23 protein-coding genes, 1 tRNA gene and 1 pseudogene are annotated in these 25,870 nt (G+C 57.1%); 10 read left to right on the forward strand and 15 right to left on the reverse strand.

All coding sequences use genetic code 11. The features are described 5' to 3' along the window. Positions 1-379: 379 nt before the first annotated feature. Entirely contained in the window at positions 380-643 is a 264-nt protein-coding gene (locus ACID345_RS22200) for a hypothetical protein (RefSeq protein WP_011525068.1), read from the reverse strand. 163 nt (positions 644-806) lie between these two features. Then, complete coding sequence (locus ACID345_RS22205; RefSeq protein ID WP_011525069.1) at positions 807-1,256, reverse strand: recombinase family protein; 450 nt, start codon at positions 1,254-1,256, stop codon at positions 807-809. A 405-nt stretch (positions 1,257-1,661) separates the two neighbouring features. Between ACID345_RS22205 and ACID345_RS22210 the strand changes: the two genes are divergently transcribed. The 3 genes from ACID345_RS22210 to ACID345_RS22220 all read left to right on the forward strand — a co-directional run bounded on the left by ACID345_RS22210 (position 1,662) and on the right by ACID345_RS22220 (position 4,266). Next, positions 1,662-2,090, forward strand: a complete 429-nt coding sequence (locus ACID345_RS22210; RefSeq protein WP_187148895.1) for a hypothetical protein — start codon at positions 1,662-1,664, stop codon at positions 2,088-2,090. A 280-nt stretch (positions 2,091-2,370) separates the two neighbouring features. Further along, positions 2,371-2,643 carry a helix-turn-helix domain-containing protein gene (locus ACID345_RS22215; protein ID WP_228370789.1) on the forward strand — a complete coding sequence of 91 codons (273 nt, stop codon included), beginning with the start codon at positions 2,371-2,373 and terminating at the stop codon, positions 2,641-2,643. Between the two features lie 672 nt (positions 2,644-3,315). Then, positions 3,316-4,266 carry a tyrosine-type recombinase/integrase gene (locus tag ACID345_RS22220; RefSeq protein ID WP_148210221.1) on the forward strand — a complete coding sequence of 317 codons (951 nt, stop codon included), beginning with the start codon at positions 3,316-3,318 and terminating at the stop codon, positions 4,264-4,266. A 28-nt stretch (positions 4,267-4,294) separates the two neighbouring features. Here ACID345_RS22220 and ACID345_RS22225 read toward each other — a convergent pair. Together ACID345_RS22225 and ACID345_RS22230 are read right to left on the reverse strand one after the other, a co-directional pair. Next, positions 4,295-4,387, reverse strand: a tRNA-Ser gene (locus ACID345_RS22225). Between the two features lie 79 nt (positions 4,388-4,466). Further along, positions 4,467-6,953: a M1 family metallopeptidase gene (locus ACID345_RS22230; RefSeq protein WP_011525073.1), complete on the reverse strand. Its 2,487-nt coding sequence runs from the start codon at positions 6,951-6,953 to the stop codon at positions 4,467-4,469. Between the two features lie 91 nt (positions 6,954-7,044). Here ACID345_RS22230 and ACID345_RS25990 point away from each other — a divergent pair, with 91 nt between their 5' ends. The 4 genes from ACID345_RS25990 (at position 7,045) to ACID345_RS22255 (ending at position 11,775) form a co-directional block, all read left to right on the forward strand. Continuing rightward, positions 7,045-8,451, forward strand: coding sequence for a tetratricopeptide repeat protein (locus tag ACID345_RS25990; protein WP_011525074.1), 1,407 nt, complete (start codon positions 7,045-7,047; stop codon positions 8,449-8,451). A gap of 68 nt (positions 8,452-8,519) precedes the next feature. Beyond that, complete coding sequence (locus ACID345_RS22245) at positions 8,520-9,281, forward strand: PP2C family protein-serine/threonine phosphatase (RefSeq protein WP_011525075.1); 762 nt, start codon at positions 8,520-8,522, stop codon at positions 9,279-9,281. Positions 9,282-9,393: 112 nt separating this feature from the next. Continuing rightward, positions 9,394-10,092 (forward strand): response regulator, encoded by a 699-nt coding sequence (locus ACID345_RS22250; RefSeq protein ID WP_011525076.1) that lies wholly within the window; start codon positions 9,394-9,396, stop codon positions 10,090-10,092. 492 nt (positions 10,093-10,584) lie between these two features. After that, positions 10,585-11,775: a DUF262 domain-containing protein gene (locus ACID345_RS22255; protein ID WP_083763817.1), complete on the forward strand. Its 1,191-nt coding sequence runs from the start codon at positions 10,585-10,587 to the stop codon at positions 11,773-11,775. A gap of 89 nt (positions 11,776-11,864) precedes the next feature. Here the strand turns inward: ACID345_RS22255 and ACID345_RS22260 are convergent, their stop codons facing one another. From ACID345_RS22260 to aroC, 9 genes and pseudogenes are all read right to left on the reverse strand, one after another. Then, entirely contained in the window at positions 11,865-12,692 is an 828-nt protein-coding gene (locus ACID345_RS22260) for a hypothetical protein (protein WP_041855997.1), read from the reverse strand. Between the two features lie 165 nt (positions 12,693-12,857). Then, positions 12,858-12,968, reverse strand: a pseudogene (locus tag ACID345_RS27585) (hypothetical protein); the annotation flags it as partial. Between the two features lie 77 nt (positions 12,969-13,045). Further along, a complete protein-coding gene (locus ACID345_RS25995; RefSeq protein ID WP_049762013.1) occupies positions 13,046-13,498 on the reverse strand; it encodes a hypothetical protein in 453 nt (150 codons plus the stop codon). Between the two features lie 271 nt (positions 13,499-13,769). Continuing rightward, on the reverse strand, positions 13,770-14,945 hold the full coding sequence (locus ACID345_RS22270) for a hypothetical protein (protein WP_011525080.1): 1,176 nt from the start codon (positions 14,943-14,945) through the stop codon (positions 13,770-13,772). Positions 14,946-15,366: 421 nt separating this feature from the next. Next, the gene (locus ACID345_RS22275) at positions 15,367-17,982 is read right to left on the reverse strand and encodes an ABC transporter permease (protein ID WP_011525081.1); all 2,616 of its coding nucleotides are present in this window, start codon (positions 17,980-17,982) and stop codon (positions 15,367-15,369) included. A gap of 10 nt (positions 17,983-17,992) precedes the next feature. Continuing rightward, positions 17,993-18,325: a PadR family transcriptional regulator gene (locus ACID345_RS22280; RefSeq protein ID WP_011525082.1), complete on the reverse strand. Its 333-nt coding sequence runs from the start codon at positions 18,323-18,325 to the stop codon at positions 17,993-17,995. A 77-nt stretch (positions 18,326-18,402) separates the two neighbouring features. Then, positions 18,403-18,999: a hypothetical protein gene (locus ACID345_RS22285; protein WP_011525083.1), complete on the reverse strand. Its 597-nt coding sequence runs from the start codon at positions 18,997-18,999 to the stop codon at positions 18,403-18,405. A 159-nt stretch (positions 19,000-19,158) separates the two neighbouring features. Further along, positions 19,159-19,671 carry a peptide deformylase gene (def, locus tag ACID345_RS22290; RefSeq protein WP_011525084.1) on the reverse strand — a complete coding sequence of 171 codons (513 nt, stop codon included), beginning with the start codon at positions 19,669-19,671 and terminating at the stop codon, positions 19,159-19,161. Between the two features lie 10 nt (positions 19,672-19,681). Next, positions 19,682-20,863, reverse strand: coding sequence for a chorismate synthase (aroC, locus tag ACID345_RS22295; protein ID WP_011525085.1), 1,182 nt, complete (start codon positions 20,861-20,863; stop codon positions 19,682-19,684). A 213-nt stretch (positions 20,864-21,076) separates the two neighbouring features. Between aroC and ACID345_RS22300 the strand changes: the two genes are divergently transcribed. The 3 genes from ACID345_RS22300 to ACID345_RS26000 are packed head-to-tail and all read left to right on the forward strand — an operon-like array spanning position 21,077 to position 24,270. Then, complete coding sequence (locus tag ACID345_RS22300; protein WP_011525086.1) at positions 21,077-22,735, forward strand: GAF domain-containing sensor histidine kinase; 1,659 nt, start codon at positions 21,077-21,079, stop codon at positions 22,733-22,735. A 21-nt stretch (positions 22,736-22,756) separates the two neighbouring features. Further along, positions 22,757-23,422: a response regulator gene (locus ACID345_RS22305; RefSeq protein ID WP_148210223.1), complete on the forward strand. Its 666-nt coding sequence runs from the start codon at positions 22,757-22,759 to the stop codon at positions 23,420-23,422. A 32-nt stretch (positions 23,423-23,454) separates the two neighbouring features. After that, on the forward strand, positions 23,455-24,270 hold the full coding sequence (locus tag ACID345_RS26000) for a response regulator (protein WP_011525088.1): 816 nt from the start codon (positions 23,455-23,457) through the stop codon (positions 24,268-24,270). On the opposite strand, the gene ACID345_RS22315 is transcribed toward ACID345_RS26000, so the two are convergent. Together ACID345_RS22315 and ACID345_RS22320 are read right to left on the reverse strand one after the other, a co-directional pair. Continuing rightward, positions 24,271-24,963: an HAD-IA family hydrolase gene (locus ACID345_RS22315; protein WP_011525089.1), complete on the reverse strand. Its 693-nt coding sequence runs from the start codon at positions 24,961-24,963 to the stop codon at positions 24,271-24,273. Positions 24,964-25,022: 59 nt separating this feature from the next. Beyond that, on the reverse strand, positions 25,023-25,802 hold the full coding sequence (locus ACID345_RS22320; RefSeq protein ID WP_011525090.1) for a hypothetical protein: 780 nt from the start codon (positions 25,800-25,802) through the stop codon (positions 25,023-25,025). Between the last annotated feature and the right edge of the window lie 68 nt (positions 25,803-25,870).

The following is a 25,870-nucleotide window of genomic DNA, read 5'->3' on the forward strand; positions in this document are numbered from 1 at the left end:
TCTGGCACTTGCGGAGAAAGACGAGCTTGTCATCAAGGCCCCCACAGGCAGCGCCGACTGGTATTTCCAAGGGCGTGTCGACGGTAGAGTCATTCCTGCCAGATTTTTTGCACACGTAAGTGAAGGGGTTCGTTATGCCGAGAACTCTCTGCGTCGCTGGGGAAAGCTACTGATGCCTCTCTTGAAGCGGGAAGATCGATGGCGAACGTCGGCAGCCACTCCAGTTCAATATTTGATATTGAAAAGCTTCAGGCACCCGTTCAAGGAACACGAATTATCCAAAAAGGAAGCTACAACCATAATCCAGCATTATGCGCGGGGTGAGCGTGGGTGAGGACCAGAGTCTTGTTTGTTAACTGTTAGGCTTACAAATTTGCGCCTACAGCGCGTTTGGATCTGCAACAAGCCCGTACATGATCAGCCACGACGGATAACCATGCGCGCAGACACCATCGAGTTCGACGTTGCATCCGTCAGTAGCCTTCGCGAATTGCGGTGTCGCCTCGCACCAAGTGGTGATTTCATCGCGCGATGGTTCCGGAGTGGTTGGAACTGGATAGCGCGCGCTTGCCGCATCCTGCATCTGCTTCATTTGGGTAAGCAGCCTGACGCGAGGATCGGAGCTGTCTGCTTCAGAAATCATGAGCTTCCTTCATCTTAATATAAGTTGCTCCGCTGCTACCGCGTACGCTCCCCGCGAAATGGATGATCCGGAACCGCAAATCACATGATTCTCAGACGCCACTGGCTTAACCGCAAAAGCGAGCAATTTCAGCTCCAAGAATCGTTCCACAGATTAGTTTTTTTTAGTCACGCGCTAGCAGCCGCGAACGCACAGTCTCGGCCGATACGCCCAGCGCCTGGGCGATAGACCGGTAGCTTGCTCCCTCTGCCCGGAGACGCATCATCTCGTTACCGTCAACGATACGCCGTGGCCGACAAAGCGCCGCACCCTTGAGCTTCGCGGTGCGCAGTCCAGCCCTGACGCGCTCTTGAATAAGCGAACGCTCAAATTCGGCCATAGCTCCGATGATTTGGAACATGAGCCGTCCCGACGCGGTGCTGAGGTCAAGGCTGTCGCACAGACTGGCGAACGCGACGCCGTACGCGTCAAGGTTTGCAGGCGCATTGACCAAGTGCTTCAATGAGCGCCCAAAGTGGTCAATTTTCCAACACAGCACAACGTCAATTGACCGCCTGTGAGCGTCCGCCATAAGGCGATTTGGTTCCGGTCGAGATTCCTGCGCGCCTGACACTCCGAGGTCAACCTATTCCGAAGCGATTTCCCAACCTCGCCGCCCCGCGTACTCGCGCATCTCCGCAAGTTGAAGTTCCAGGTTCTGGCCGTTGTGGGTGGAAACTAGCGCATACAGGGCTGCTCTCATCACGCCTCCAGTTCCGACAAACACGCAGTGTCCGGAATTCTGTCGTTCACTCGGTGTCCGCCGCGCGACACAAGCACTTGAAACACCGGGAATGGGCGTCGGTCTCAGAATCGTCTTGTTCGGAATCGTGATCCTGGCAGATGATGTACCGCAGGTACATCAATGACTCCCGCGACCGATATCGACCTTCTGCTGCTCGCGCTTGTGCAACGCGGGCTGAGAACACCTTACGATTTCAAAGTCAAAGCTGGGCTGTCAGTGGGAACAACTGCCCCGGTGCTGGATCGCCTCGAAAAGGATGGTTGGATAACGGCGGAAAAACCAGGGAGCCGAGGTAGCAAGCCTTTTTCCATTACCAAGGCCGGCGCCAAGAAGCTGGCAAAAGAATGGAGGGATCTTCTGAGGCGACGCCCAACTTCGATTGACGAGATCCTCCGGATTTTGTACCTCTCTCGCGTCTTGGGGAACGCCCCTCTCGCCGTGCGCTTTGCCACGCAAGCCACGGCCGATCTCGAAGCGCTCAGAGAAATGAAGAGACTGGAAGCCTGCCAGTATGACCCGGGCCTGGGATCCTCTTCCCGAGCGGACTGGTACCGGTCCCTGAAACTTCGCAGCCAAGCCGCCGAAGCAGAAGCGCAGGCCCACCTGCTTTCGGACGTCGCCGGAGAACTCCTGGGCGCCAAACGATCGAAGAAAAAGCGCTAATTCCCGATTCGGCAGGTACCCCAAACTTTTCTCAGGGTTTTCCACAGCCGGTAGCCGAAGTGGCCCTATACTAACCAGCCCCGTAAGCAGTAGCTGTGGTCTGCTGACGCCGTTCCGCCTCCCCGCCGAGTACAATCCGCCCCCGTACCATTGGGCTCTCCCGCATTAGCCTTTTCCCTCCTACGATCCATCTCGAAAGGAATTCACAACCTTGAACAGAATCTCAGATCTTCTTCTCGACACAACTCCGCCTCCGCCACCTGAATATCTCATCGGCCCCGTGGAGGCCGCCGAGTTCCTCCATGTCAGCATGGACACCATCTTTTACTGGGCGATGGCTCAACTAATCCCGGCTCACCAACTGCGCTACGACGGACAAACAGCCTGGCGTTTCAAACGATCTGAACTGGCCGAATGGCGCAAACAGAACCCCGACCTCGCTAGCCCGAAAGGCCAACGTAAGCTTGCGACCCGCAAACGTAAGCCGTCGGTCACCCAGAAAAAGCGGACGTTCCCGCCGGCAAATGCCAGCAAAGAAAGAAAAATCTCCTAACAGCCTTTGGCAGCTACCGCACGCCATGGAACTCTGAATATCAGCAGCAAGGAGGTGGATCGGCAAACAATGGCGCCTAACTCAGGAACGGGAGCCCTGGGAAAAAGCGAAACAGCTCTGAAGTTCCCTTCAAGTCTAAAACCGTTAGCAGGAAATCATGGATCAGGAAGTTCTTAGCAGCACAACCGCATATCCCGGGCTCTGCCAGTCGGGATACGAAGTGCTAGATCCGCGGCAGCTCGCAGCCCGTCTTAACGTACCCGAAACCTGGGTACGCGAGCACACGCGCAAACGCACGATAGACCCGATCCCTCACACGAAGCTCGGCAAATACTGTCGCTACTGGTGGGGCAGCCCCCAGTTGGAAGCTTGGCTGAAACGTCGTATGGTGGGGGCACACGTTAGCACGGTAGTCCGGTCCTCTGGAAAGGAACGTATCCAGTGAAGAGGAACGGAAGGCATCAAGAAGGTCAAGTTTTTCGCAAAGGAAGTGGTTGGTATCTTCGCTATCGCGAATCGGAACACCAGCCGGACGGTTCAGTAAAACGGGTGCAGAAGTGCAAAAAGTTGGCGGACTACGGTGGCGCTCTTCGAACGAAGAGCTCCGTCCGGGTTCTGGCTGACGAGTTTCTTTCACCCCTCAACAACGGAACAATCACGGTAGGCAGCAGCATGAGCCTGACAGACTTCATCGAAAAACGGTATCTGCCGTACATCAAGGAGCACAAAGCTCCCAGCACGTACGCCGGCTACAAGAATCTTTGGAGTCTGTACATCAAGGAGCGCGGGACGTCAGCGCTCCGCGATTACCGCACCTGCGAGTGCGAGGACATGCTCCTGGAAATCGCTCGGGCCCATGACACCGCGAAGGAAACGATCAAGCGCGTGAAGTCGTTCTTATCGGGAACGTTCCGCTATGCCAAGCGCCAAGGCGTCTTGCATACGGAAAACCCGATGTGGGACACCGTGATCCCAGAATGTCGCGAAGGTGAGGAGACATACGCATACTCGCTTCACGAAATCCTGCGGATGCTGGAATTGGTTCCGGAACCTGCGGCCTCGATGATCGCGGTCGCAGGATTTGGCGGCTTGCGGAGCGGAGAGATCCGCGGATTGCTGGTGGAGCACTACAACCATGACTCGATCTTCGTCGCACAGTCAGCATGGCGGTCCCAGGTAAAGAAGGTGAAGACCAAGGCGAGCAAGGCGCCGGTCCCAGTCGTCTCACAGTTAGCGGCGCGGATTGATGCACATCTCAAGACAATGGGTTCGCCGGCCAGCGGCTTCATGTTTCCGAACGCCGTCGGCAAGCCGATCGGGATGCAACGTGTGGCGGATGAAGTCATTCGCCCAGCGCTCAAAGGCTCTGGCATCGAGTGGCACGGCTGGCATGCACTGCGTCGCGGATTGGCAACGAATCTCCACGGCTTGGAAGTGCCGGACAAGATCACGCAAATGATCCTCCGTCACTCGAGTGTTTCCGTGACGCAGAGCTGCTACATCAAAACCGTTGATTCGCAGGCGGTTAAGGCGATGCGGAAATTGGAGTGTGCAACTACTGTGCAACTGGCGAAGGCACAGCGGGAAGCAACTCCCGAGGTTTCGTCACCGAGGATTATGTAAGTGTTTTATTTTCAACAACTTGCGGTTATGGCGGAGAGGGGGGGATTCGAACCCCCGATACAGCTTTTGACCGTATAACGGTTTAGCAAACCGCCGCCTTCAGCCACTCGGCCACCTCTCCGCGGGCGTGCAGTGTACCAGACGAACATCATAACAGATGCGCGATTCGTCTTGAGAGTTTCCGCAGCTCTCGACCAACTCTAGTTCGGACGCGTCAATACCGTGTGGAACGGATCGAGCACAATTTTGTGCCCGCCATGCGACGGCAGCCGAAACCGAGTGTCATTGCCCACCGCAAATACTCGCCCCAGGTAATCGAAACGCTCGCCATTCTGCGAATACACCGGGATCGAGGTCACCAAGTCATCCGGCGCATCTTTCTGGTGGATCACTCCGCTGACGAACTCTTCCGTTCCCTGCTTCGCGAATTTCAATCCGCTCACTTCGAGCGCTGGAATCGCCGTTCCGTTCACCCACCCATCAAAGAACCAGTCCAGACTCTTGCGACCCTCGAAGCGCAACGACTCCGGCCATACCTGTTCGAATGCCTCGCGCAGATCATCGTTCGTCATCGGGCCATCGCGATGTTTCTGAAGTACCGATCGCAACGCCTGAATGAACAAATCGTCCCCACTCACCTTGGTTTTGCCTCGCGATGCCCGCGTACCGTCTTGCAACATCGAGCGCAGCATATGAATGAGCCACGTTCCACGGCCGTACGCAATCGCCTGGTAAGCGTCAGGAAATTTCGACGAATTCAATCGCAATCCCAGTGTCACAGGCCCAGCCTCGTACAGGTCCGCTCCTTCGCGTTTCGAGAGCAGTTGGCTACGATACCCATCCATGATGATCCGGAACTTTTGCGGCTCGTCCTGTTGCGTCATGAGAAGCGCGGAGTAGTTCGCCAGCGCCTCCGACAGCCATTGGTCGCGATACGAATTCCAGAACACCTGGTGTCCCCACCACATGTGCGCGACCTCATGCCGCGTCACCAGCGTCCCAAAAAACGTCTTCACAAAGTCGTTCATTCCAAGGTGTTCGCGTTCTTCCGGCGTGAGGAAGGTATAACTCGATAAGTAGATCAACCCAGGCCAACCTTGGCTATCTGGCCCCGGAAGCTGCGTCAGCTTGAGCGACGGATACGGATAGGGTCCCAGCAACGAGTCGTAAAACTCCACGCTCTTTGCCGCCTCTCGTGCCACGATCTTCGCTCCCGCCGCGGGATTGAAGTTCAGCGACACCGTGATCTCCTCGAGCCCCGGTCCACTCCACGGATCTCGCCGCCGTTGGAGGGTATACGTTTGCGTCGAAGGCAAGTCCTTCTCCACCCCATGGCTGGCGTAGGCTTCGATTTCAGCGTTTTGTGCCTTGTCTCGCGCCTCCACGTATTGACCAAGGTTGAACCCGGCGATCGGAATCGGTCGATTTGTGACCCACGTACTCCGGCGCAGTTCCCCCTCCTGCGTTTCCGACGCCTTCTCTCCCGTCGCCAGCAGCGTCCACTGCGGCGGATACGAGAAGGTCATCTCGTATTGCGATGGCGTCAACCCGCGGTTCGGATACCACGTACCTCGTGCGCCGACATACAGCAGCCCTCCTCCTGCATCCGCCAGAACCGAGCCTTCGTAGCGGAACTCAAGGCGGAACTTCTCGCCGGGCTTGCACGGCGCAGGCAATACCACGGCAATAAAATCGTTGCCGCGTCGTGCCAACTGCGTTCCTTCAATCGCCTCGTTCTGTAGGAACTCGATAGGCGCGCCGCCGAGTACCACACTCTTCACTTTGAGTTCGTGCGACAGCTCGAAGAAGAGCATCCGCGGCCCTCCCTGCCGCACAGACACATCAAGCAATGCCTCGCCCGAGAGGTCCTTCGGCGGGTGAATTACCGCTTCAATCTTGAATTTATCGACGTGGACCGCGTCCGCCGTGCGTAGCGGTACCACTCCGTCGGTCTTGCCCTCACGCACGTGACGCGAGAGGAACGACATCCACAAATCGTAATAACTGAATCCGCCGTTGTGGCCCAACTGCCCCGCAACGATCTGCTCGGGGTTCCGCGTGTCATAAAACAGGTCGTACGTTCCGTGTGTGCTGCCGCCGATGCGCGCATGCAGAAAGCGGTCGGCCATCACTGTGCGACCCGTTTCGTCTTTCGCCGGACCGCTCGTAAACGCTGTCAGAAGCCGCAGGGCATCGAGGTCTGCGAGCCGCACCGCCGCGTCATCAAACTGCGCAACCTGCGAAGTATCCAAATCCACTGGCGGACGTAGCGACGCCTTTAGCTCTGCATAAACATCGTCGTTGAACCGCAAATAGGCGTGGGTGAACTTGTCGGCGAGCACTCCTTCCTTCGTGAAGAGTCCGAGCGACAGTTTTTCGGTACGATTTGGCGGGCGCAGCAACACTTCGCCGTCGCCTTCGAAATAAAGCCCGGTGATTTTCCCTTCTACTTCTTGCGTGAATACCACGGTGCCGTCATTGAAAAAAATGTGCAGGTCTTCTCGATCAATCACCGCTTCACGGATTTTGAAGACTTTGCTGGTATCGAGCCGTACTGTTCGTAGCGCGTGATACAGAGGCAATATGGTGTTCGCAGCCGCCGGCGGATTCTCCTGCGCGCACAGCACGCACGAGCACGCCAGCAAGGCAACGGTAATCAGCCATCGCGATCCGCCGCTGGTTCTCATTCGGTCCCGTCCACTCTAGGTGCACTCACTGGCAACAATCAAGCTGCAACCTTGTTTCGGTTCCCACCCAAAGCAGCTAGAATGCCTAAAAATGCGCTTCTCTGCCTGCTTGTTGTTGCTCCTCTCGCTAGGATCGCTATCGCTGTCCGCCGAAACCATCGTGCTCAAGAATGGCCGCAAGATCCTCGTCGACTCCGTTCGCGAAGAGAAAGACAAAGTCCTCTACGAGATTGGTGACTCCAGCTACGCCATCCCCAAATCCTCGGTCGATCACATTGACGCGTTCGGATCTCCATTGTCATCGCACGGGCCTGCTGCCGCCCCCGAATTCGTCCCACAAACTGCCACTCCCGTCTTCGGAGCCGCGGCCGAAGTGCATGTCATCAAGAACGACCGCATTGACGACGTGGCCATTGCGGATGCCGAGCGCAATGGCGATGCCGCAACCGCTGCCGCCGCTAACTTCATGGCCGGACGCTTTGCCCTGGAACAAGGTGATCGAGATGCTGCCGCCCGCTACTTTGACCGCGCTCTGCGCTTCAAGTCCGACGATGCCAACGTTCTGATCAACTACGCCGCCGTGCTTGTCCGCACCGGACGCCCACAGGAAGCACTGCCGCTGGCCGAGCGTGCCGTTCGCGCCGCGCCAGATTCGCCCGACGCCTGGGCCGTGCTCGGCTACGCCAACCTCCAGGCCGATCGCTCCAAGGACGCGATCCCGGCATTCGAGAAGTCTCTTAAGCTCCGTCCCGACCCGACCGTCGAAGCCTTCCTCAAGCGCGCGCATAAGGAAACCACGACGGAAGCCGACTACACTGCCGCCGAGAGCAGCCACTTCACCCTGCGCTTCGAGGGAAAGGCCTCGCAGAACGGCCTTCCCCGCGACATCCTCGAGCAGCTCGACTCCGATTACGACGGCCTCGTCAGCCAACTCGGCGTCGCCCCCCACGGCAGCATCACGGTCATCCTTTATACCGAGCAGGCATTCTTTGACGTCACCCAGGCTCCGTCTTGGTCCGGCGCCATCAACGACGGTAAGCTCCGCATCCCGATCAGCGGCGTCTCGCAGATGACCAGCGAACTGGCGCGCGTGCTCCGTCACGAGCTCACTCATTCGTTCATCACCCAGATCGCCCGCGGACGCTGCCCCTACTGGCTCAACGAGGGTGTGGCGCAGCTCATGGAACCGAAAAGCATCTCCAGCGCGGGACCACTGCTCGCCAAGCTTTATGCCAGCCAAAGGGAGATCCCGCTCAACGCGCTCGAAGGCTCGTTCATGGGTCTGGACGGTAATTCTGCCGCCATCGCTTATGCCGAATCACTCACTGCCGTCGAATACATTAATGATACGTACGGCATGAGCGACGTCCGGCGTCTCCTGGAACGAATCGGGGAAGGCTCATCCACGGAAGCCGCGTTGCGCAGCACCTTCAATGTGGGTTATGGGCAGTTCGAGGAAGACATCGCGACCTACCTCAAGAGCAAGTACGGACAATAACGGCCGCCGCCGATATTCATTGGTGACGGCCAGCGAGTTGTGATACTTTTTCGCTTCCCGGAGCGGCAATGTTCTCTCTTTTTCGTCACGAAACCCATCAGTACCGCAAACCGCAGCCTGCCAACATGCCGGATCACCCGCAGATCCATTTCTTCGCCCTCTATCGCGGCGCGCGCACCGGCGGAGATTTCTACGACTTTGCGGCGGTCAATGGCCGCATCCTCATGTTTTTCTGCGACATCTCCGGCAATCGCGACGAAGCTTTGCACATCGCAGCTTCCGTCCAGGAGACGTTCCAGAAAAATGCCGCCGAGCTCTTTTCGGGGAGCGACATCAACGAGTCTGACCGCCTCAGTGACCTCATGCTGAGCCTGAATCGCTCGATCATCGACGTCGCTGGCGGGCCCCGCTACACCCCAGCATTTCTCGCTTGCATGGAGCCCGGATCCGGCATGTTGACCTACATCAACGCGGGCCATTTGCCGGCGCTGGTGCGCGACAGCGACGGCATCACCACACTCGACGCCAGCGGCCTTCCGCTCGGCCTGTTCACCCACAGCACCCACGATGCACAGATCTGCGTTGCACTTCCCGGCTCCTCGCTGCTGCTCGTCTCCCGCGGGTTGGTGGAAACCAAGCGTCACCACGAAGAGTTCGGCATCGACCGGGTGAAGAACAGCATGCTCGAAGCGCGCTTCGTAGACGCCCGCGAGCTTTGTGCTGCCATGCACGCCGCAGCCCAAGAGTTCCTCGACAACAAGCAGCCCGACAACGACCTCACCACACTAGCGATGGTCCGTCCGCAAGCCGCCGCGCAGACTACCGTCTGACCATTTGCCGGGCGAAGAACCGGATCTCTCTACTGGGACACATGCAGACTTGCTTACACTCTGGCCGGCCCGAATGTGATACAAAGGCGGACGCCTAAGTTCGGGACGGCAAATGGCGCTGAAGATTCTCATCGTCGACGATGACATCAACACCCTGGAACTTCTGCGCGAAGTTCTCCAGTCCATGAGCTCCGAAGTGCGCTGCATTAACTCTTCAAAGCGCGCGCTCGAAATCATCCACTCCGAAAAATTCGATGGCATCGTGCTCGACATCATCATGCCGGAAATCAGCGGTCTCGAAATCGCCGCTGAAATTCGAAAGAGCGCGCTCAATCGGCGCACCACGGTAGTTGCCATCAGCGGCAGTGACGACCAAAAAACCATGGAGGCGGCCATGGCCGCCGGCGCGACGTTTTTCCTGCACAAGCCGTTCGACCGCACCAGCCTGATGAAGCGCCTGAACAGCACCCGCGGCTCCATGCTCCAGGAGCAGCGCCGCTTCGTACGCATCCCGCTCACGACCGCCGTGACCGGTTCGGCCGGGGCGATCGCGGTCCGCGGAACCTGTCGCGATATCAGCGAGGGCGGCCTGTGCTTTGTGGCCACCGCTCCGCTGACCCCCGGAATGAGCGTCTCCCTCGCGATCACGCTCGACAACAGCCAGCGTCTCGACGTTACGGCAAAAGTCCTGCGCGTCTCCGAAGACTGCACCGTCGGCGTCCAGTTCGACTCTCTCAGCGCGCCCAATTTGGAACTCGTCCGTACGTTCGTCCGCCGCCGCCTCGAACGCTCAGGGGATTTTGGGATTTAGAAGAAGGGTACCCCCTCCCCCCTGTTTTTTCGCAAAATATTCAAAACGCACGGGTTAGCTAATCTATAGTGCGCAAAATATTCAATCCAAAGAACTTACACGTAAAATATTTCGAAATAAGGACTTAGGGCGCCTATTTCGCTGGTTGAGCTGCACCGTCGAGAGGTCGAGGCTCGAATTTCAAAAAGAGCTAGTTGCTGCTATTGGGAATGCCCCACATGCGCAGAATAGTTGGGGTCTTGGGAAGAGTCGGTGATGGGGAGCACGCGGGGACGTGCGGTCGGTCACAAGGAAAAAGAATGCAGTGTCTATTTCCCAAATCTCGAAGACTGCCAGACTCTGAGTGCCCGGCGCTGAGCAATCCTTGATCTGCACTGAATATTTAGTGATTATTCGTCTGTCGTCGATTTCCCCATCAACCCTGCCCGGAAATGGTTGTTACGAAAGGCAGGAGGTTAAAGGGGATAGTGCACCTCTTGGCGGGGGTGTACGATGACCCCGAAAGCTTGGAGCACGATGCGCTATAAGAACAGCGAAATGAAACTGGATCAGTTCGTGAACTACGTCAACGATGACAAGATCAATTTGATTCCTCCCTTCCAGCGCTACCACGTGTGGGGTGTGTCAGCGCGGAGGAAACTCCTCACGAATATTGTCCAAGGTCGCCCAATACCGGCAATTTTCCTCTACCGCGATGCGGCTGGAGACAAGTACGCATACAACATACTAGACGGCAAGCAGCGACTTGAGAGCATCATCATGTTTATCGGCGACAAACACGCTTCGTTGAAAGTCAATAATCCGAAGAATTACTTTGCAGAACGCAAGTACAAGGACGCTGTCGGATTCAAGATTGACCTCGGCGGAAAGAAGAAACAAGGTCTTGAGGAGTTGGGTGAGGATTTAGTTAGAGACCTGCGGGAATATGTAATTCCAACAATCGAAATTACACTCGACCAAGATAATCCTAGCGCACTCGATGAAATCATCAATTTATTCGTGGATATCAATTCTACCGGCGAACCGGTGAAGCGGTTCGCCATTGTCCGCGCAATGTCAAAGGATAGGCTTCTCAACAGTGTACGAATGCTCATTTCGCGCAAGGAGCAACGTCAGAATGATTGGCTTTATTTCCCTAAGAAGAACGAATTTACCCAGGTTCTGCAAACGATGCAAATCATCATCGGTATGAGGGACAGAAACTCAAAAGCAGACCGAATGTGGGAGATGCTCGTTGAATTCGCCATGTTCTTGAGAACCAAGGAGCACAGAAATCCGGTAGATATTTTGAAGGGATTCATCCGCGCAGCCGCCATGAAAAGCACAAACCCCCCGCTGACGACAGCAGAAACCACTAAACTGAGTCAACTCTTCTCCTTCATTCGAAAGCTATATGTGAGTGATGCCAATTTCCGTGCATCTCGTCTTGCCGTGAACCAAATTCATTTCTATACGATGGTGACAACCATCATCGGCGAAGACCTGCTCACAGAAAACTCGAATGAAGGCCTAGCAGAAAAACTAAAGAGCTTCGCGGCTATCTTGGAGGGCCGACGGGTGACGTCTCGTCAGCTATCAGCAAGGATCAGGCAATATCAAGAACTTTCAGAAAAGCAGACCACCCACGTTGGTCGAAGGGAGTCAAGGCAGATAATTTTTAAAGAGGTTTTGGATGCCTTGTAAATGGGCAAAATCGGGCGAGGCTTGTCAGAGGAAGAACTCGAAATAATATCCATCATGCAAGTCCCGGATTTCCCAGTTTCGCCGAGGGCTCAGCCATCGCCCAATTCAAGATCAATCTGGCTTAAATCACCTGCGGACACGCCGAAGCTTTCCGGTGGGGCTGTAAACAATCGTCGAGCGAACTCGGCATCGTTGAGCTCTCGGTGCCCGTCACGAGTGTATGAAAATTCGTATGCACGAACCCAGCGTTCGTCGAAAAGTCCATTCGCAAGGCGCACGATATAACCGTGCTCGCCATACAACAATACGAAAGCAACCAAATTCGGTGGAGAAGATAGAACGATCACACCGTGCTGGTCACTAAAAGGCAACTGAGACTGTGGCTGGAGGCGCTCGACGAATCTGGAATCCACTGCAATTTCCCCTGGGGGAACCGTTTCAGGCAGTTTGACTTCGCCGCGGATGTATTCACGAACCGGATTGAATTCGTCGCGTAAGACCAGCTCAGGTCCGAAGAGTACCGCCAGCGTTTCAAATGCAATCTTCGCGACGCCCCGGTATTCGTCATTTGGTCTAAATGTTAGCTTGATTGTTATCTCCGGAGTTGACGCACGTCTGCTTTCTTCTGCATTTTCGAGCTTGCTTTTGATTTGTGTCCAACTGGATTGCAAAAGAAGAAGAAGCTTCCGGGCCAATTGCGAATCTGAGGCCGACACCACTGCGTCGTCGCTCCGGTGCATACAGTAATGAGGCAATCTCGCGTTCTCATCGATGAAGATACGGGTATCTTTGAGATGGTCACTCGCGATTTGCCGATCAATAAAGGAAATCAGTGTTTTCAACCCGTCGCGGTCGCTAACAGCCACCCTGATGCGATCTTGATCAAGAAACAATTGGGGACGTACTGTAGGGACCATCTGATTCTCGACACGGACGGTCACTCGCCCCACATCAGCATCTTCGAAAGACGAGTGTCCACCCAACTGAGTTGAGAATGCGCTCTGCGGAGTGTGGTGGAGTTTTGAGAGAGTTACCGGCGAATGCTCAGCGAGTCCTTTATCAGCAGTTGAAAGCGCCCTATTGCACTCCACACATACGCACGTTATCGTGCAATTCCCGCCAATTGACGCAGGTGCTACGTGCTCACGCGAATTCCCGGGTTTTCGACAATAGATGCAGATACTCTCAGACATTGTTCTTTTCGTATCGAGAGGCGAAGAATGATCGATGACTGGACCGAAGTTCACGCGTTCGCGATCCGGCGACGCGACTAACTCTCTTTCGACGCTGAATAATCAACAAAGTATGTCTTGCCCCCAAGTGTGATCCCCCGATTAGGGAACGTGGGATCGAAACGGATTCCAATCCATGTTTCGGCTCGAGAGATAATTACCGACTTCCACACATTTCCGAAGAACTTACCGGCTCGTTCTTCATGAGAGCCGCAGGCAATATAGATGGGATCGAATACCGTACCTGTCCAGTCTCCCGGTTTGCCGGTAAGTTCATTTACACGCCCACCTTCGATTGACGTGTTGGTAATTGAGCCCCAACGAGCGTCCGGTGAATTCGACAGTTCATCGAGACGGCGATTGATCTCCCTCTCGATGAGTGCTCTTTCCGCGCGCGGAATCTGGTGCCAGGTCCTGTCAAACTCCCGTTTGTGTGGGAGGGCTCGAACTTCGTGCATGCCCCCGGTGTCGTTGAGTTCCTTCAATGCCATCGTCATCTCCATATGGGGTGGTCGACAAGGACAGTGTTTAAGGTCGAATCCAGTTATACGGGTCCATCGCGATTTTGCTGCATTTCAGACTAACGGCAGTAAACTCACCAACTTGAGCGTATCGTAAGGTCGGTCGCACCGGATAATCCACGTTCATTTCTGCCCACCGAACACAGGAGCAACGCCCCTTACAAAGTAGCTTTACGAGCCGCGATCTGTCCGCGCGCCGAGCATACCTCGGAAGGTATTCAGACATCACAACATTCTCCAACTAACTCGAACGTGCGGATCCGTAGTGCAACAGCAGGAAAATCCAGTTTTCGAAGTTGGACATTTGCACCCGTACCAGTTCCACGTCCTCGGCGAATGTATGCACGAATTGCTGCGTCCTCTCAACGCTGCTGCTAAATTGCAGTATTGAGTCGAGTTCCGCTGCACGTTCTTCTCCCAATGCGTAGGCAAGCCTCATCCTTCGAGTTGGCCTTGTCACTGTTCGGTCAACCCGGTTTTCAAATTGGGGAGTCTTCTGAACAGCTGAATGAGGAGCTACCCGCCTGAACACCTCGTCAAACAGTTCACGAATACCAACCATGGCTAACCGGGCACCCGCGGCATCACCACCAGACAAGTTGGACCACGACCTGCGGCGTAGGGACACAAGCCTTGGATCCACACCACTCAGGAGAGTCTCCAACTTTGCGCCAATTCCTTCCTCGCAGTGATCGCGCATCCTGTTGTCTTCATGCTCTGAGTCCCCCAGTCCTGGGGGTAACCTTCTCACCACTTCGACATGCCCGCGCACGAAGTCAGACGCAATCGATAAGTGGGTCGGAGAGTGAAACGACGCCGCTTCGATGGAAGCAGCTTGGAAAATCCCCAAGGCTGCGGTGTTCAGTACGCAGTCCTCCAGCAAAGGCAATCGCTCGACGACCATGTCAGCCGGCCAACGCGATGTGGCTAGAGCTGGAATTTCAAAGTTGATCTGACCGATAGCGGCGATCTGCCCGGCTGCGACTCGCATTTCACTCGTCCAAGCGTAATTGTGAGCGATCTTGAGCTCTTGAATGCTCTTCAACGCCGTATCACATTTCGCACGGAATTCCTGCGCGAGGGTTGCTATCGAGTCATGAAAACTTGCAATGCTCTGAGCGGCGCCCGCAATCACCTGAGGGTCAATCGTGTACTTTGGTGCGAGACCTTGCGGGTCCCAATCAAACCTCGGCATTGCTTGCAGTATTGACGCTGCACTTGGCCGAATCATGGAGGCCACTATCGAATTGGTTACTATCTGGGCGCGAGCGCGCTCCATCATGGACGCGAGTTCCATCTCTTGAGAGAGCTTCCACACACTCGCCGTAGAGGGCGGGATTGCACGGGCAAGCTGTTCCACAACGTTGGTGGAGTCGAGTGTCGTTTTCAGCCTCAAGATGTCATCAAAATCTTTCATTGCCGACTCAATTTATCATGGCTGGTAGGCCGTCCTGATCACCTATATAACTCTTCCGTTAACAAAATCCTTCCACTTTTTCATACCACCTTTGCGGCAGACTCGACGAACTAGAAAAATTTCCGGGGCCAGGGTCGCGGTTTACCGTGGTTTTGAAAAAAAAGCCGGGGGCTGGATGAGTGACAGAAAATGGCATGATCCTGTAAATCGTCAGGAACCATGCGGTTGCGAGTGTGTGTTAACCGAAGTATAACTTCGGGTTTTACGGGTAGTTTTAGGTGTTTCGGGGGTGTTTCCCCGGACTGCATTTTCGCGAAAATAGGGGTCCTTCGACTCCGTCGCGCTACGCGCGACTCCGCTCAGGATGACAAGAGAGCCTGAAACATTTTCGCCGGCTGACCACGATACAAAAAAACAAAACTTATTCGTGACGCAGTGCGGTCATCGGATGAATGCCTAGCGCACGGCGTGCCGGGATGTAGCACGCCAGCATTGCGACGGCCGCCAGCAGCAACGCTACGCCAATCAGGGTTACGGGATCGGTGGGCTTTACTTCAAACAACAAGCTCACCATCAGCCGCGTTAATGCGGCTGCGCCCGCAAGCCCGCACCCAATGCCGATCAGCGCGAGCTTCACGCCGTCCTTCATCACCAGACGCAGGACATCGCGATGCTGCGCGCCCAGCGCGATGTAAACGCCGATCTCGTGGGTGCGCTGATTGACGCGGTACGCAACCATGCCGTAGATGCCCACTCCCGCGAGCGCCACTGCGAGCGCAGCAAACATGCCGAGCAACAACATGTTGAAGCGCTCCTGCGCGACGGAGACCGCCAACAGGTCGTCCATGGATTGAATGCTGCTGACCGGGATCTGGCTATCGAGGCTCCAGACCTGCTTCTTCACGTCCTCGACGAGCGCCGCTGCCGGGACGCGGGTGCGGATGACGAGGGTCATCCACTTGCGCCACGCTTCGTCATTCTGGCTGAACGGAGAGTACATGGCAGGATCGACGGGCTGGTTCAGTCCGTCATGCTTCACGTCGCCGACAACGCCGACGATGGTGAACCAGTCGTTAGGATCATCAGCCCTCGCCCAGTTGATGCGCGTACCGATGGGGTCCTGGCCGGGAAGAAGCTGGCGCACGAATGCCTGGTTGACGATCGCTACCCTCGGTTGACCTTCGCGGTCGGTGGGGGTGAAGTCGCGTCCGGCACGAAGGGGAGTTTGCATGACGCCGAAATAATTTCCCATCACCGACAGCACCTGCACCATGGGTTCGGCGCCGAGCGCGGGAGCCGGCTGGCCGTTGACCACCACGCGGTGAGCGACATAATTTCCTGCCAAGGGGAGATCGGTGATCATCGCGGCCTCGACACCGGGGAAGGCGTTGATTCGCGCAAGCAACTCACGGCGGAAAACGTTCTGCGACGGAATCTTGGGATAGCGCGTGCCCGGCAGCTGAAGGTACATCGTCATAACGTTCGACGGATTGAATCCGGGATCTACCGACCGCAAGCGGAGGAAGCCTTTGATCAGCAATCCCGCGCCAGCCAGCAGAATGAGCGCCAGCGCGAGTTCCGCGGTGACCAGGAAACTGCGCAACGGACTGCGCGAAGCCGTGGCGGTGCGAGCGTTCTCGCGCAGGGCTTCAGAAATATCTCCGCGCGATGAGGACCAGGCCGGCATGAGTCCGAAGACGAGGCCGGTGAGCAGCGAGACGGCGAAGACGAAGAGGAAGACGCGGGCGTCCATGTGAATGGCGCCGAAGTGACGGAGTGCCGCGGGTTTCATGGCGAGCAACACCGTTGCGCCGAGTTTCGCAACCACCAGGCCGGCAGCTCCGCCGACGAGCGCCAACAGCGTGCTCTCGGTGAGGCGCTGGCGAATCAGGCGACTGTTGCGCGCGCCCAGCGAGGCGCGGATCATCAGCTCACGCTGACGCGACACAGCACGGGCCATCAGCAGCATTGCGAAGTTCGCGCAGGCAATCAGCAGCACAAGGCCAACTGCTCCGAACAGAACCAGCAACGCGGGGCGGACGTCGCCTACGAGCGACTCGTGCAGCGGCACGAGAACGGTGCCGCGTTCTTTTTCGGTGTCGGGGAAAGCCTCGGCGAGACGGTGGTCGGCCTGGGTGATTTCGGCTTGCGCCTGCTGGATGGTGACGCCGGGCTTTAGTCGCCAGTAAGTGTGCAGGAAGTGGACGCCGCGCTCGGGAGCAGCCTCGGGGTACGCGACCCACAACGAGAGGAAGACATCGGCTAATTCTTTCGGCAGGGTGAAATCTTTGGGCATCACGCCGATGACGGCGTAACTGCTGCCGCCGAGTCCGATCGTCTTGCCCAGGACATGCGGGTCGCTACCGAGGAAGTCGCGCCAGAACGCGTAGCTCACCACGGCGTTCCGTGGACCGCCTTTCACATCTTCATCGGGTGAGATCCAACGGCCCAACATGGGCTGGACGCCGAGGGTTGGGAAGAGGCCGGCATCCACAAAGGCGGCGTGAATGCGCACGGGCTCACCTTGGCCGGTGAAGTCCATGGGATTGATGTTGACGCCGCCGCTGCTGGAAAAAGCGTGGGTCTGACGCTGCATGTCCGCTAGATTCGCGAGCGCTTCATTCTGACGGGCCGCCAGCAGTTCCTGCGGATCGGGGTATCCGAGCGGATTGAGCAAAACACTATTGACTACGCTGAAGATCGCCGTGTTGGCGCCGATGCCGAGGGCCAGCGTCAGGACGGCGCAAGCGGTAAACGCGGGTGCACGGAGCAGAGTGCGAATGGCGTAACGCGTGTCCTGGAGCAGCGTCTCGATGAAGCTGATGCCGCGCGCTTCGTGACACTCTTCTTTGACCTGATCGAGTCCGCCAAACTCCAGCCGGGCACGACGCGCAGCTTCGGCTTCGCTCATTCCCGACTTTACATATTTCGCGGTCTGTCGTTCGAGGTGGAAGCGCAACTCGTCATCGAGTTCCCTATCGCCGGCATTGCGACGGAAAAGCGCGCGCAGCCGGAAGAGCATGTCATTCAGAAACACGCGACACCTCCTATGCAGTTCCGAGGACCTGGCTCACGGCTGCGGTCAGCTTCGCCCAGGCGTCCTGTTCGATCTCAAGTTGGCGGCGTCCGGCCTTGGTGAGTTCGTAGAACTTAGCTTTGCGATTGTTCTCGGATGTACCCCAGCGAGCCTTGATCCAGCCTCGACGCTCCAGGCGGTGCAACGCCGGATAAAGCGAGCCCTGCTGCACCTGCAAGACGTCGCTGGAGATCTGCTGGATGCGTTCGGAAACGGCCCAGCCGTGAAGCGGTTCCAGCGAGAGAGTGCGGAGGATGAGCAGGTCCAGCGTGCCTTGCGGAAGATCAATGGATCGAGATGGCATGAAGTTCCCCTATCGCTTCTACAAGAAGATATACCCAACTGTTGTAGAAGTGCAAGGGGAGTGGAGAGACGTAGGTTTTAGCTGCTGCTCCACGTTGCGGAGACTGCGAGCACGCCCTGCACTTCGTTCCAGTTGTCGCTTACACGATTGAACGTGGTTTGCTCACCGGTGACTGGCTCGAATAGGAAAAGCGTGTCGATGATGTCGAGAGCGCTCCGTACACTATCGGAGTTGATGACCTGCTGAGTGTAGTTGGCGCCGTGGACAACGTAGAGCTTTCCTTTCCATTGCATCAACAGCGGATGATCGGACAGCAACGTGGAAAGTATGTAGCTGCTTGCCGGCAAGGATCCGTTGGTCGGGGTCGTGGGATAAAAGGTTGCGCTGACCTGGATGGGGCGGCCATCGCCGAGCACGTGGCGTCCTTGCAGTTTGGTTGCGACGTCTTGCAAGTTGGCGGGATTCGCGCGCGCGACTACGTCTACGAGCGACGACTCTTTGCTACAACAAACGGCGCGATTGCGGAACATGATCTCTAGCGCGGTAGCGAGGGCGTCATCACTCGTGCGCGCCGTGTGGAACTGCAGACTGGAGACCTTCGCCTCCATCGGGAAATTCTGCGCACTCATAATCGACGTGAGCACGCATAGCACGACAAGCAGGCGGAGTTTCATGATCGTGCCTCTCGGACGCGATTCTAGTCCAGAGGCTCGCGGGTGGCGCGGTAAAGATGTGTGAAGTTTCAGGAGTGGGATTGTGTAGACAAAGGAGAGAGTCCCCGCCCTGTCGCTACGCGATAAGGACGGGGCACCCGGATTCGTGGGAGGACTGGCTTAGTGCCACTCGCCGGCTTTGATCAGCTTTTTTACTTTGCGCTTGATCAGATCGCGCTTCAATGCCGAGACGTGCGAGATGTAGAGCTTGCCGTTGAGATGATCGGTTTCGTGGAGGAAGGCGCGCGCGAGCAGGTCTTCGCCAGTGTGCTCGAACCATTTGCCGGTGAGGTCCTGCGCTTTCACCGTAACGCGGCGGGCGCGAGTGACCTTCTCACGGAAATCGGGGATGCTGAGGCAGCCTTCCTGCGAGGTCTGGCGGCCGTCGGTGAGGATGATCTCCGGATTGATGAGCACCAGCTTGGCGTTGGGATCTTCCTTGAAAGTGACGTCCACGACGGCGATGCGCTTGCCAATGCCGATCTGGGGGGCAGCGAGACCGACGCCATGCGCGTCATACATGGATTCGAACATGTCTTCGACGAGTTTTTTTAAGCCGTCGTCAAATTCCGTGACCGCTGCGGCGGGGCGCTCCAGCACGGGGTCGCCAAGTTTTACGATGGGATAGGTCATTTCTTCTGTATCAGAAACTCTGCAATTGTTGGCAATACCCTTCGTAGTTACGTTTGAATTCTACAAGGGAGTCTCCGCCAAACTTTTCGAGCGCGCAACCGGCAAGCGTGATGGCGACCATAGCTTCTGCGGCAATTCCCGCGGCGGGAACTACGCAAACATCGGAGCGCTCGTAGGCTGCCTTCAGTGGCTCGCGCGTCGCGAAGTCCACCGAGCCGAGCGGACGACGCAACGTCGAGATCGGTTTCAGGTATCCGCGCACCAGAATGTCTTGGCCGTTCGATACACCGCCTTCGATGCCACCAGCATGGTTCGACGTCCGGGTAAAGCCGGTGAACTTACTCTCGTGCTCGCGCTCGTATCCAATCTCGTCCTGCGCACCGGAACCGAAGGTTGCGGCAACACTCACGCCTTCGCCGATCTCCACGGCTTTGACTGCTTGCAGCGACATGACGGCCATCGCGAGCAGTCCGTCGAGACGACGGTCCCACTCGACGTAGGTTCCGAGTCCCGGAGGAAGATTATGGGCTACGACCTCGAAGACTCCGCCGACGGTATCGCCAGTGCGGAGCACCTGGTCAACCTGCTCCTTCATGCGCTGCTCGGCTTCAGGGTCCACGCATCCCAACAGAACGTTGTCGCGCTGTGCGAGCTCGACGAGTTTCTCCCACTGGACTTCGGTGTTCTCCAGACGAGCGGTACCGACGGCGATGACATGGCTCAGGACATCAGCGCCAATCTGGCGGAGGAGCAGCTTGGCGATTGCGCCAGCAGCAACTCGGGCTGTAGTTTCACGAGCGGAAGCGCGTTCCAGCACGTATCGCGCTTCCGGGAAGTTGTACTTCAGAGCACCAGCGAGGTCGGCATGTCCGGGACGCGGCGACTTTACTGGCTTGTGCTTCGCCGAATCGCCTTCTTCCACCGGCAGCGATTCCTGCCAGTTCTTCCAATCGTTGTTCCGGATGAGGATAGCGATGGGCGAGCCGATGGTTTTGCCATGGTGCACACCGGAGAGGATGTGGGCGGTGTCGCGCTCGATCTTCATGCGGCCACCACGGCCGAAACCTTGTTGCCGGCGCCAAAGCTCGCGATCAAGGAATGCCTGGTCAATCGGCAACCCCGCCGGTACTCCGGTGAGGGTGGCGACGAGTGCCTCGCCGTGAGACTCTCCTGCTGTCTGGAAGCGCAACATGGGAATTAATGATTGTAAAGTATGGAGGCGCTGAGCCCAATCCAGAGACTCTGAATTTACTATTCTATAAACTTTTCATGAGGGATTCGCCTTACAGAGTAGGGTTTCGGGCTAGAATACGACATGCCACGCTTCGTCCTGCTAGTAATTAGGTGGTTATCCATCCTCCTGTAACTTCCAGCGCATCAACACGTACAGGGTCTAGGAGTCCGGATGCCCGCGTTACTGCCCATCAAGGAATCGCAACGCGCTGTCGTTAATGAGGTGTCGAAGGCGCTGCAGCCGCACTTCTCGGCCATTCGCACAAACTGGCGCAACCGCATGTTCGCGGAGTTCCAGCTCGATGGGCGGGCAATGGCGGCACTGGAGCGACTGACAATCGGCACAGGGTTCCGGCTGTTCTGCCACGACAACATCCATACGTTTGAGGAGAACACCAGCTACTACGGCAAGCGGCTCGCAAAGCTGCAGGTGGACATCCGGGTGGTGTCGCAGGCGCTGGACATCTATCTCGAATTGCTCGACCCGTATGTTCACCAGATGTTCGAGGTCGAGCGACTGGGCGAGGTGATCGCAGCATTGGACCGGTTTTCGTCGGCGACCTACGTCGCGGTTTCGAACGCCTATTTCGACGCGCAGAAAGCCGAGGCAGCAACCCTGCTCGCGGTACTCGACGCCGAACTCACAGCGCCAAACTTGAGCGCTTTACTAAATCGAGTGCTGCAGGTGACGACGGAATCATTTCGTGCCTCCCTCGGCGTGATCCTGCTCCGCGACGCTGATGCGCCAGTACTGCGCGCTAGGGCGAACGTAGGCTTCGGAGATGAGATTGAGAACCTGGAAATCGAATTTGGGCACGGATTCAGCGGGCACATCGCACAGACCGGTGAGCCTGGGATCCTGCCAGACATCACGGAATCGCATGGGAGATTGAACCCGTTTTGCCGCGATAAGGCACAAGCGCTTTGGGGAGTGCCGCTGAAGGCAGGGGAAAAAGTCATCGGCGTAATGCTGATCGGCTTCGCGAAGCCCTATGTCTGGCTACCAACTGAGCATGAATTGTTGCGGGCGATAGCGGATAGGTCGGCGCTGGCGATTCAGCGCGCTGGTATGACCGAGGCGTTGCGTGAGCGCGAGGCTAGGATCGCGGAACTCTCGGGATATCTGTTGCGCGCGCAGGAAGAAGAACGCAAACGCATTAGCCGCGAACTGCATGATGAGACTGGCCAGGCGCTGATGGTGATCCGTCTGTATCTCGGGATGCTGGAGGCGACGGTCACTACGCGGACCGCGAAGACGAAGATTCACGAGACGCTGGAGGTTGTGGATCGAACCATAGAGGGCATCCGGCGAATTATCGGGAGACTCTCACCATTGGTACTCCAGGAACTCGGGTTGATTGCGGCCATCCGCAAGGAGGCCAAGGATTTGGCCAAGAGTGCCGGGGTGAAGGCAAAAGTATCGGTAGGCGATAACGTTGGGCGGCTTTCTCCGGTCACGGAGACAGCGGTCTATCGTGTTGTACAGGAAGCACTTCACAACGTTGCCAAGCATGCGCACGCGACTACCGTAACGATCCAGCTTCGCAGGGATGGCGGCTTAGTCAAATTGTGCATCGAAGATGATGGGGTTGGTATTAAGCAATCCCAGAAACCGAACCCGGGCCGGCGTTCTTTTGGACTTGCCGGCATGCGTGAGCGGATAACGACGCTGGAAGGAACATTGAAGGTCGGGCCTGCATCGCGTAACGACGAAGGCGCTGGGACTCGTATTGAAGTCACGGTACCGGCGGCGTCGGCGGGTGATTGGCACGACCGCGGGTTGACCTTAGTTCCGGGCTCCGGAGAAGTACACGCGAAGGGTGCGAATTAGTCAGGGTTCAGAAGGTGGGAAATGGCAAAAATGCGCTGTTTGCTGGTTGACGATCACACGCTGTTCCGGCAGGGCGTACGCCGTTTGCTGGAAGGCGAAAGCGACTTTGAAGTGGTTGGCGAATCGCCGGACGCCGGCGACGCGGTGGAAAAAGCCCGCGAACTCCGCCCCGACGTGGTCCTGATGGACATCGGCATGCCCGGACTTTCTTCGTTCGAAGCGGCGCGACATATCAAGAAGAACCGTCCGGAGACAAAAATCCTCTTTCTCACCATGTATGAGGACGAAGACTACCTGGTGCAGTGCCTGGAAGTTGGCGCTGCCGGATATGTGCTGAAGGACACGCCAGCTCCACAACTCGTGACCGCAGTTCGCGACGTGTACAAAGGCGGCAAGTACCTTAGCTCGCAAGTGCTTGGCAAGCTGGTGGAAGACTTCCGCGCGCGAGTGCGCGATGCCAAGCTGCGGCCTCGCATCTCTACTCTTACCCCGCGCGAGCGCGAGATTCTCAAGCTGCTTGCAGAAGGCAACTCAGTGAAGGAGATCGCGGTACTGTTGGGCCTCAGTGTGAAGACCGTGGAAGCGCACAAGTTCAACCTGATGCGCAAACTCGATATTCACAACAAGGCGCAACTGGTGACCTACGCGATCCAAAAGAAGATCATCAAGATTCCAGTCAACCAGTAGACCGGTCTGATTTGGCGGTACGGGAGCCGGGTATGTCTAAAGCGCGAATTCTCTTCGTGGACGACGAGGCGAGCATTCGTCTGACCCTCCCGGCCATTCTCCAGATGCACGGGTTCGACGTTCGCACCGAAGGCAGCGTGACGGACGCGCTGACTGCAATCAACGAAGACCGCTTCGAGGTTCTTATCGCTGATTTGAACATCGGTATGCCTGGCGATGGGTTCACCGTCGTAAGCGCCATGCGGCGGACACAGCCGGAAGCGGTCACGATCATCCTCACCGGCTATCCGGCGTTCGAAACGGCGCTGGAAGCGATCCGAAGCCAAGTGGATGACTACGCGGTAAAACCAGCGAACATAGAAGATCTCGTACAAGTGATCGAGGACAAGCTGCGACATCGAGAGCCGCATCGTCCGATGCCGAAGAAACCGGTAGCAACAATCCTGCGCGAGAGCTCAGGAGATATCGTGCACGACTTCGTGGACGAGATGCGCAAGCTGAAAGAAGTTGCGGCGCTGGAACTCGATGACCAGGAACTCATCGACAGCGTTCCCATGTTGGTGGGGGAACTGATCGGTACGCTGGAAGGCGGCAGCGCACCTACATCGCGCCTAGGGCGTTCCGCGGAACACGGACGAACGCGGCGGAAGCAGGGCTTTAAGTTGCCATTTCTCATTTCAGAGTACGGTGTGCTGCACCGCCTGCTGCTGCGAGCGATCCAGGACAACTTGCTGGCGGTGGATGTGAGCAACGTGCTGAACGACATCGTTCAAATTGAGGATGTGTCGGCGCGGCAGCTACGCGAGGCCGTGGAAGCCTTTACCAGCCGAACGAAAATCGCGGCGTAATCAGGCTCCGGCGAGATCTGCTAATTCTTTCAAGCTTTTTACCTCGAGATCGGGCTCCTCGTGGGCGGGACGCGTCGCTCCATAGCCGGGAGCGCGGTGTACCCATATGGTCTTGAATCCCATGGCCTTGCCGGGCACAACATCGTGATAGATGCTTTGTCCGACGTGCAGCACGCGCTGCGGCACCGTCTTGCAGCGATGCAGCATCTCGATCCAATGGGCGTGGTCGGGCTTGTAGGATTTCACCTGCTCCGCGGTGATCACGGCATCGAACTTCACTTGCAGATGCTTGGCGCTGGCGGCAAATAGATGGTCATCGATATTTGAAAGTATGACCAGCTTATATTTCTTCTTCAGCCGACCGAGCGCTGCAACCGTGTCTTCATAGGGATGCCAATCCTTAAGAGATTGGGGCAGCGAATCCATCTCCTCTTCCGTCGCAACGAATCCGGTGCGCTTGCCGAACTCGCGGACGACGTCGCGCAGGACATCGCGATAGCGCCGGTACGGGCGCTGTAGCTTCGGTTCGATCTCGCCATAGACCGCGAGGGCCGCGTCGTCACTCAATACGACGGCGTGTGATTGGAGGATTGGCTGGAGTACGCCGAGAATTCCCTTCTCCCAGTTGATCAGAGTGCCGTAGCAATCGAAGGAGAGGAATTCGAACTCGTCGAAGTTAAGGGCCATGCGCATGATTTTACGCGCAGCAAAAAGCCCGGCCACTCAGCCAGGCTTTCTTGCGAAAACGGAACCTACTGCACGTCCACCGACTGGAGCAACTTAAAACTCAGAACGGTTTCTGCGGGAATTGTGAGGTCCTTATTGCCGGTGAAGGCTGCTCCGGCTGTGCCAGCGCCGCCACCGGCGAGAGCGCCGATCGCCGCGCCTTTGCCGCCACCGGCGATGCCTCCGATGATTGCGCCCAAGCCAGCTCCACCACCGATCATGCCGGCGGTGCGTTTGCCCTTGCCCTTCTTGGTGTGTTCGACAGATGAGGTATGCACGGGATAACGCTGACCGTGCATGGTGATTGCATCCAGTGAAAGACGGAGCTTAGCGCCGCCCTTGAATTTGCCGAGCGGCACGGCTTCGACAACCGTGCCAGTGGCTTCCGCACCGGTATCGGCGACGGTCTGGTTGCCGACAACAATGGGCTCTGCAAGAGTTGCGGTGAACTGGTCACCGGAGTGGCTGTGCTTGGAGGTGATGGTCTGGCCGACGTGCACGCTCACGATTGTGCCCTGCGGGATGGTGATGACCTGCGGCGCCGCGGGTTGTGCAGGCGATTGCTGAGCGGCGGTGGAACCCGCACCGGCATTCGAGCCACCACCCGACGCTGCGTTTCCTGCAGCCGTTCCGCCTGCGGGTGAACCGGGTGTCGCCGAAGGCGACTGCGAAGAATTATCGGGAGCCGACTGACCTGCCTGCTGGTTTGCTGTGGTGGTTGTATTGTCCGCCGGCTTCTTGCTGCATCCTGCGCCCCACGCCAAGACACACGTGGCCAACGCTAGGGAGAGAACCCTGGATCTCATTCAAAACCCTCCTGAATTGTTGCGTATCGCGAAACAATTGAGCAAAGGGACGCGTTGGCACCTTTCTA

Source organism: Candidatus Koribacter versatilis Ellin345, assembly GCF_000014005.1.
Lineage (GTDB): Bacteria > Acidobacteriota > Terriglobia > Terriglobales > Acidobacteriaceae > Korobacter > Korobacter versatilis_A.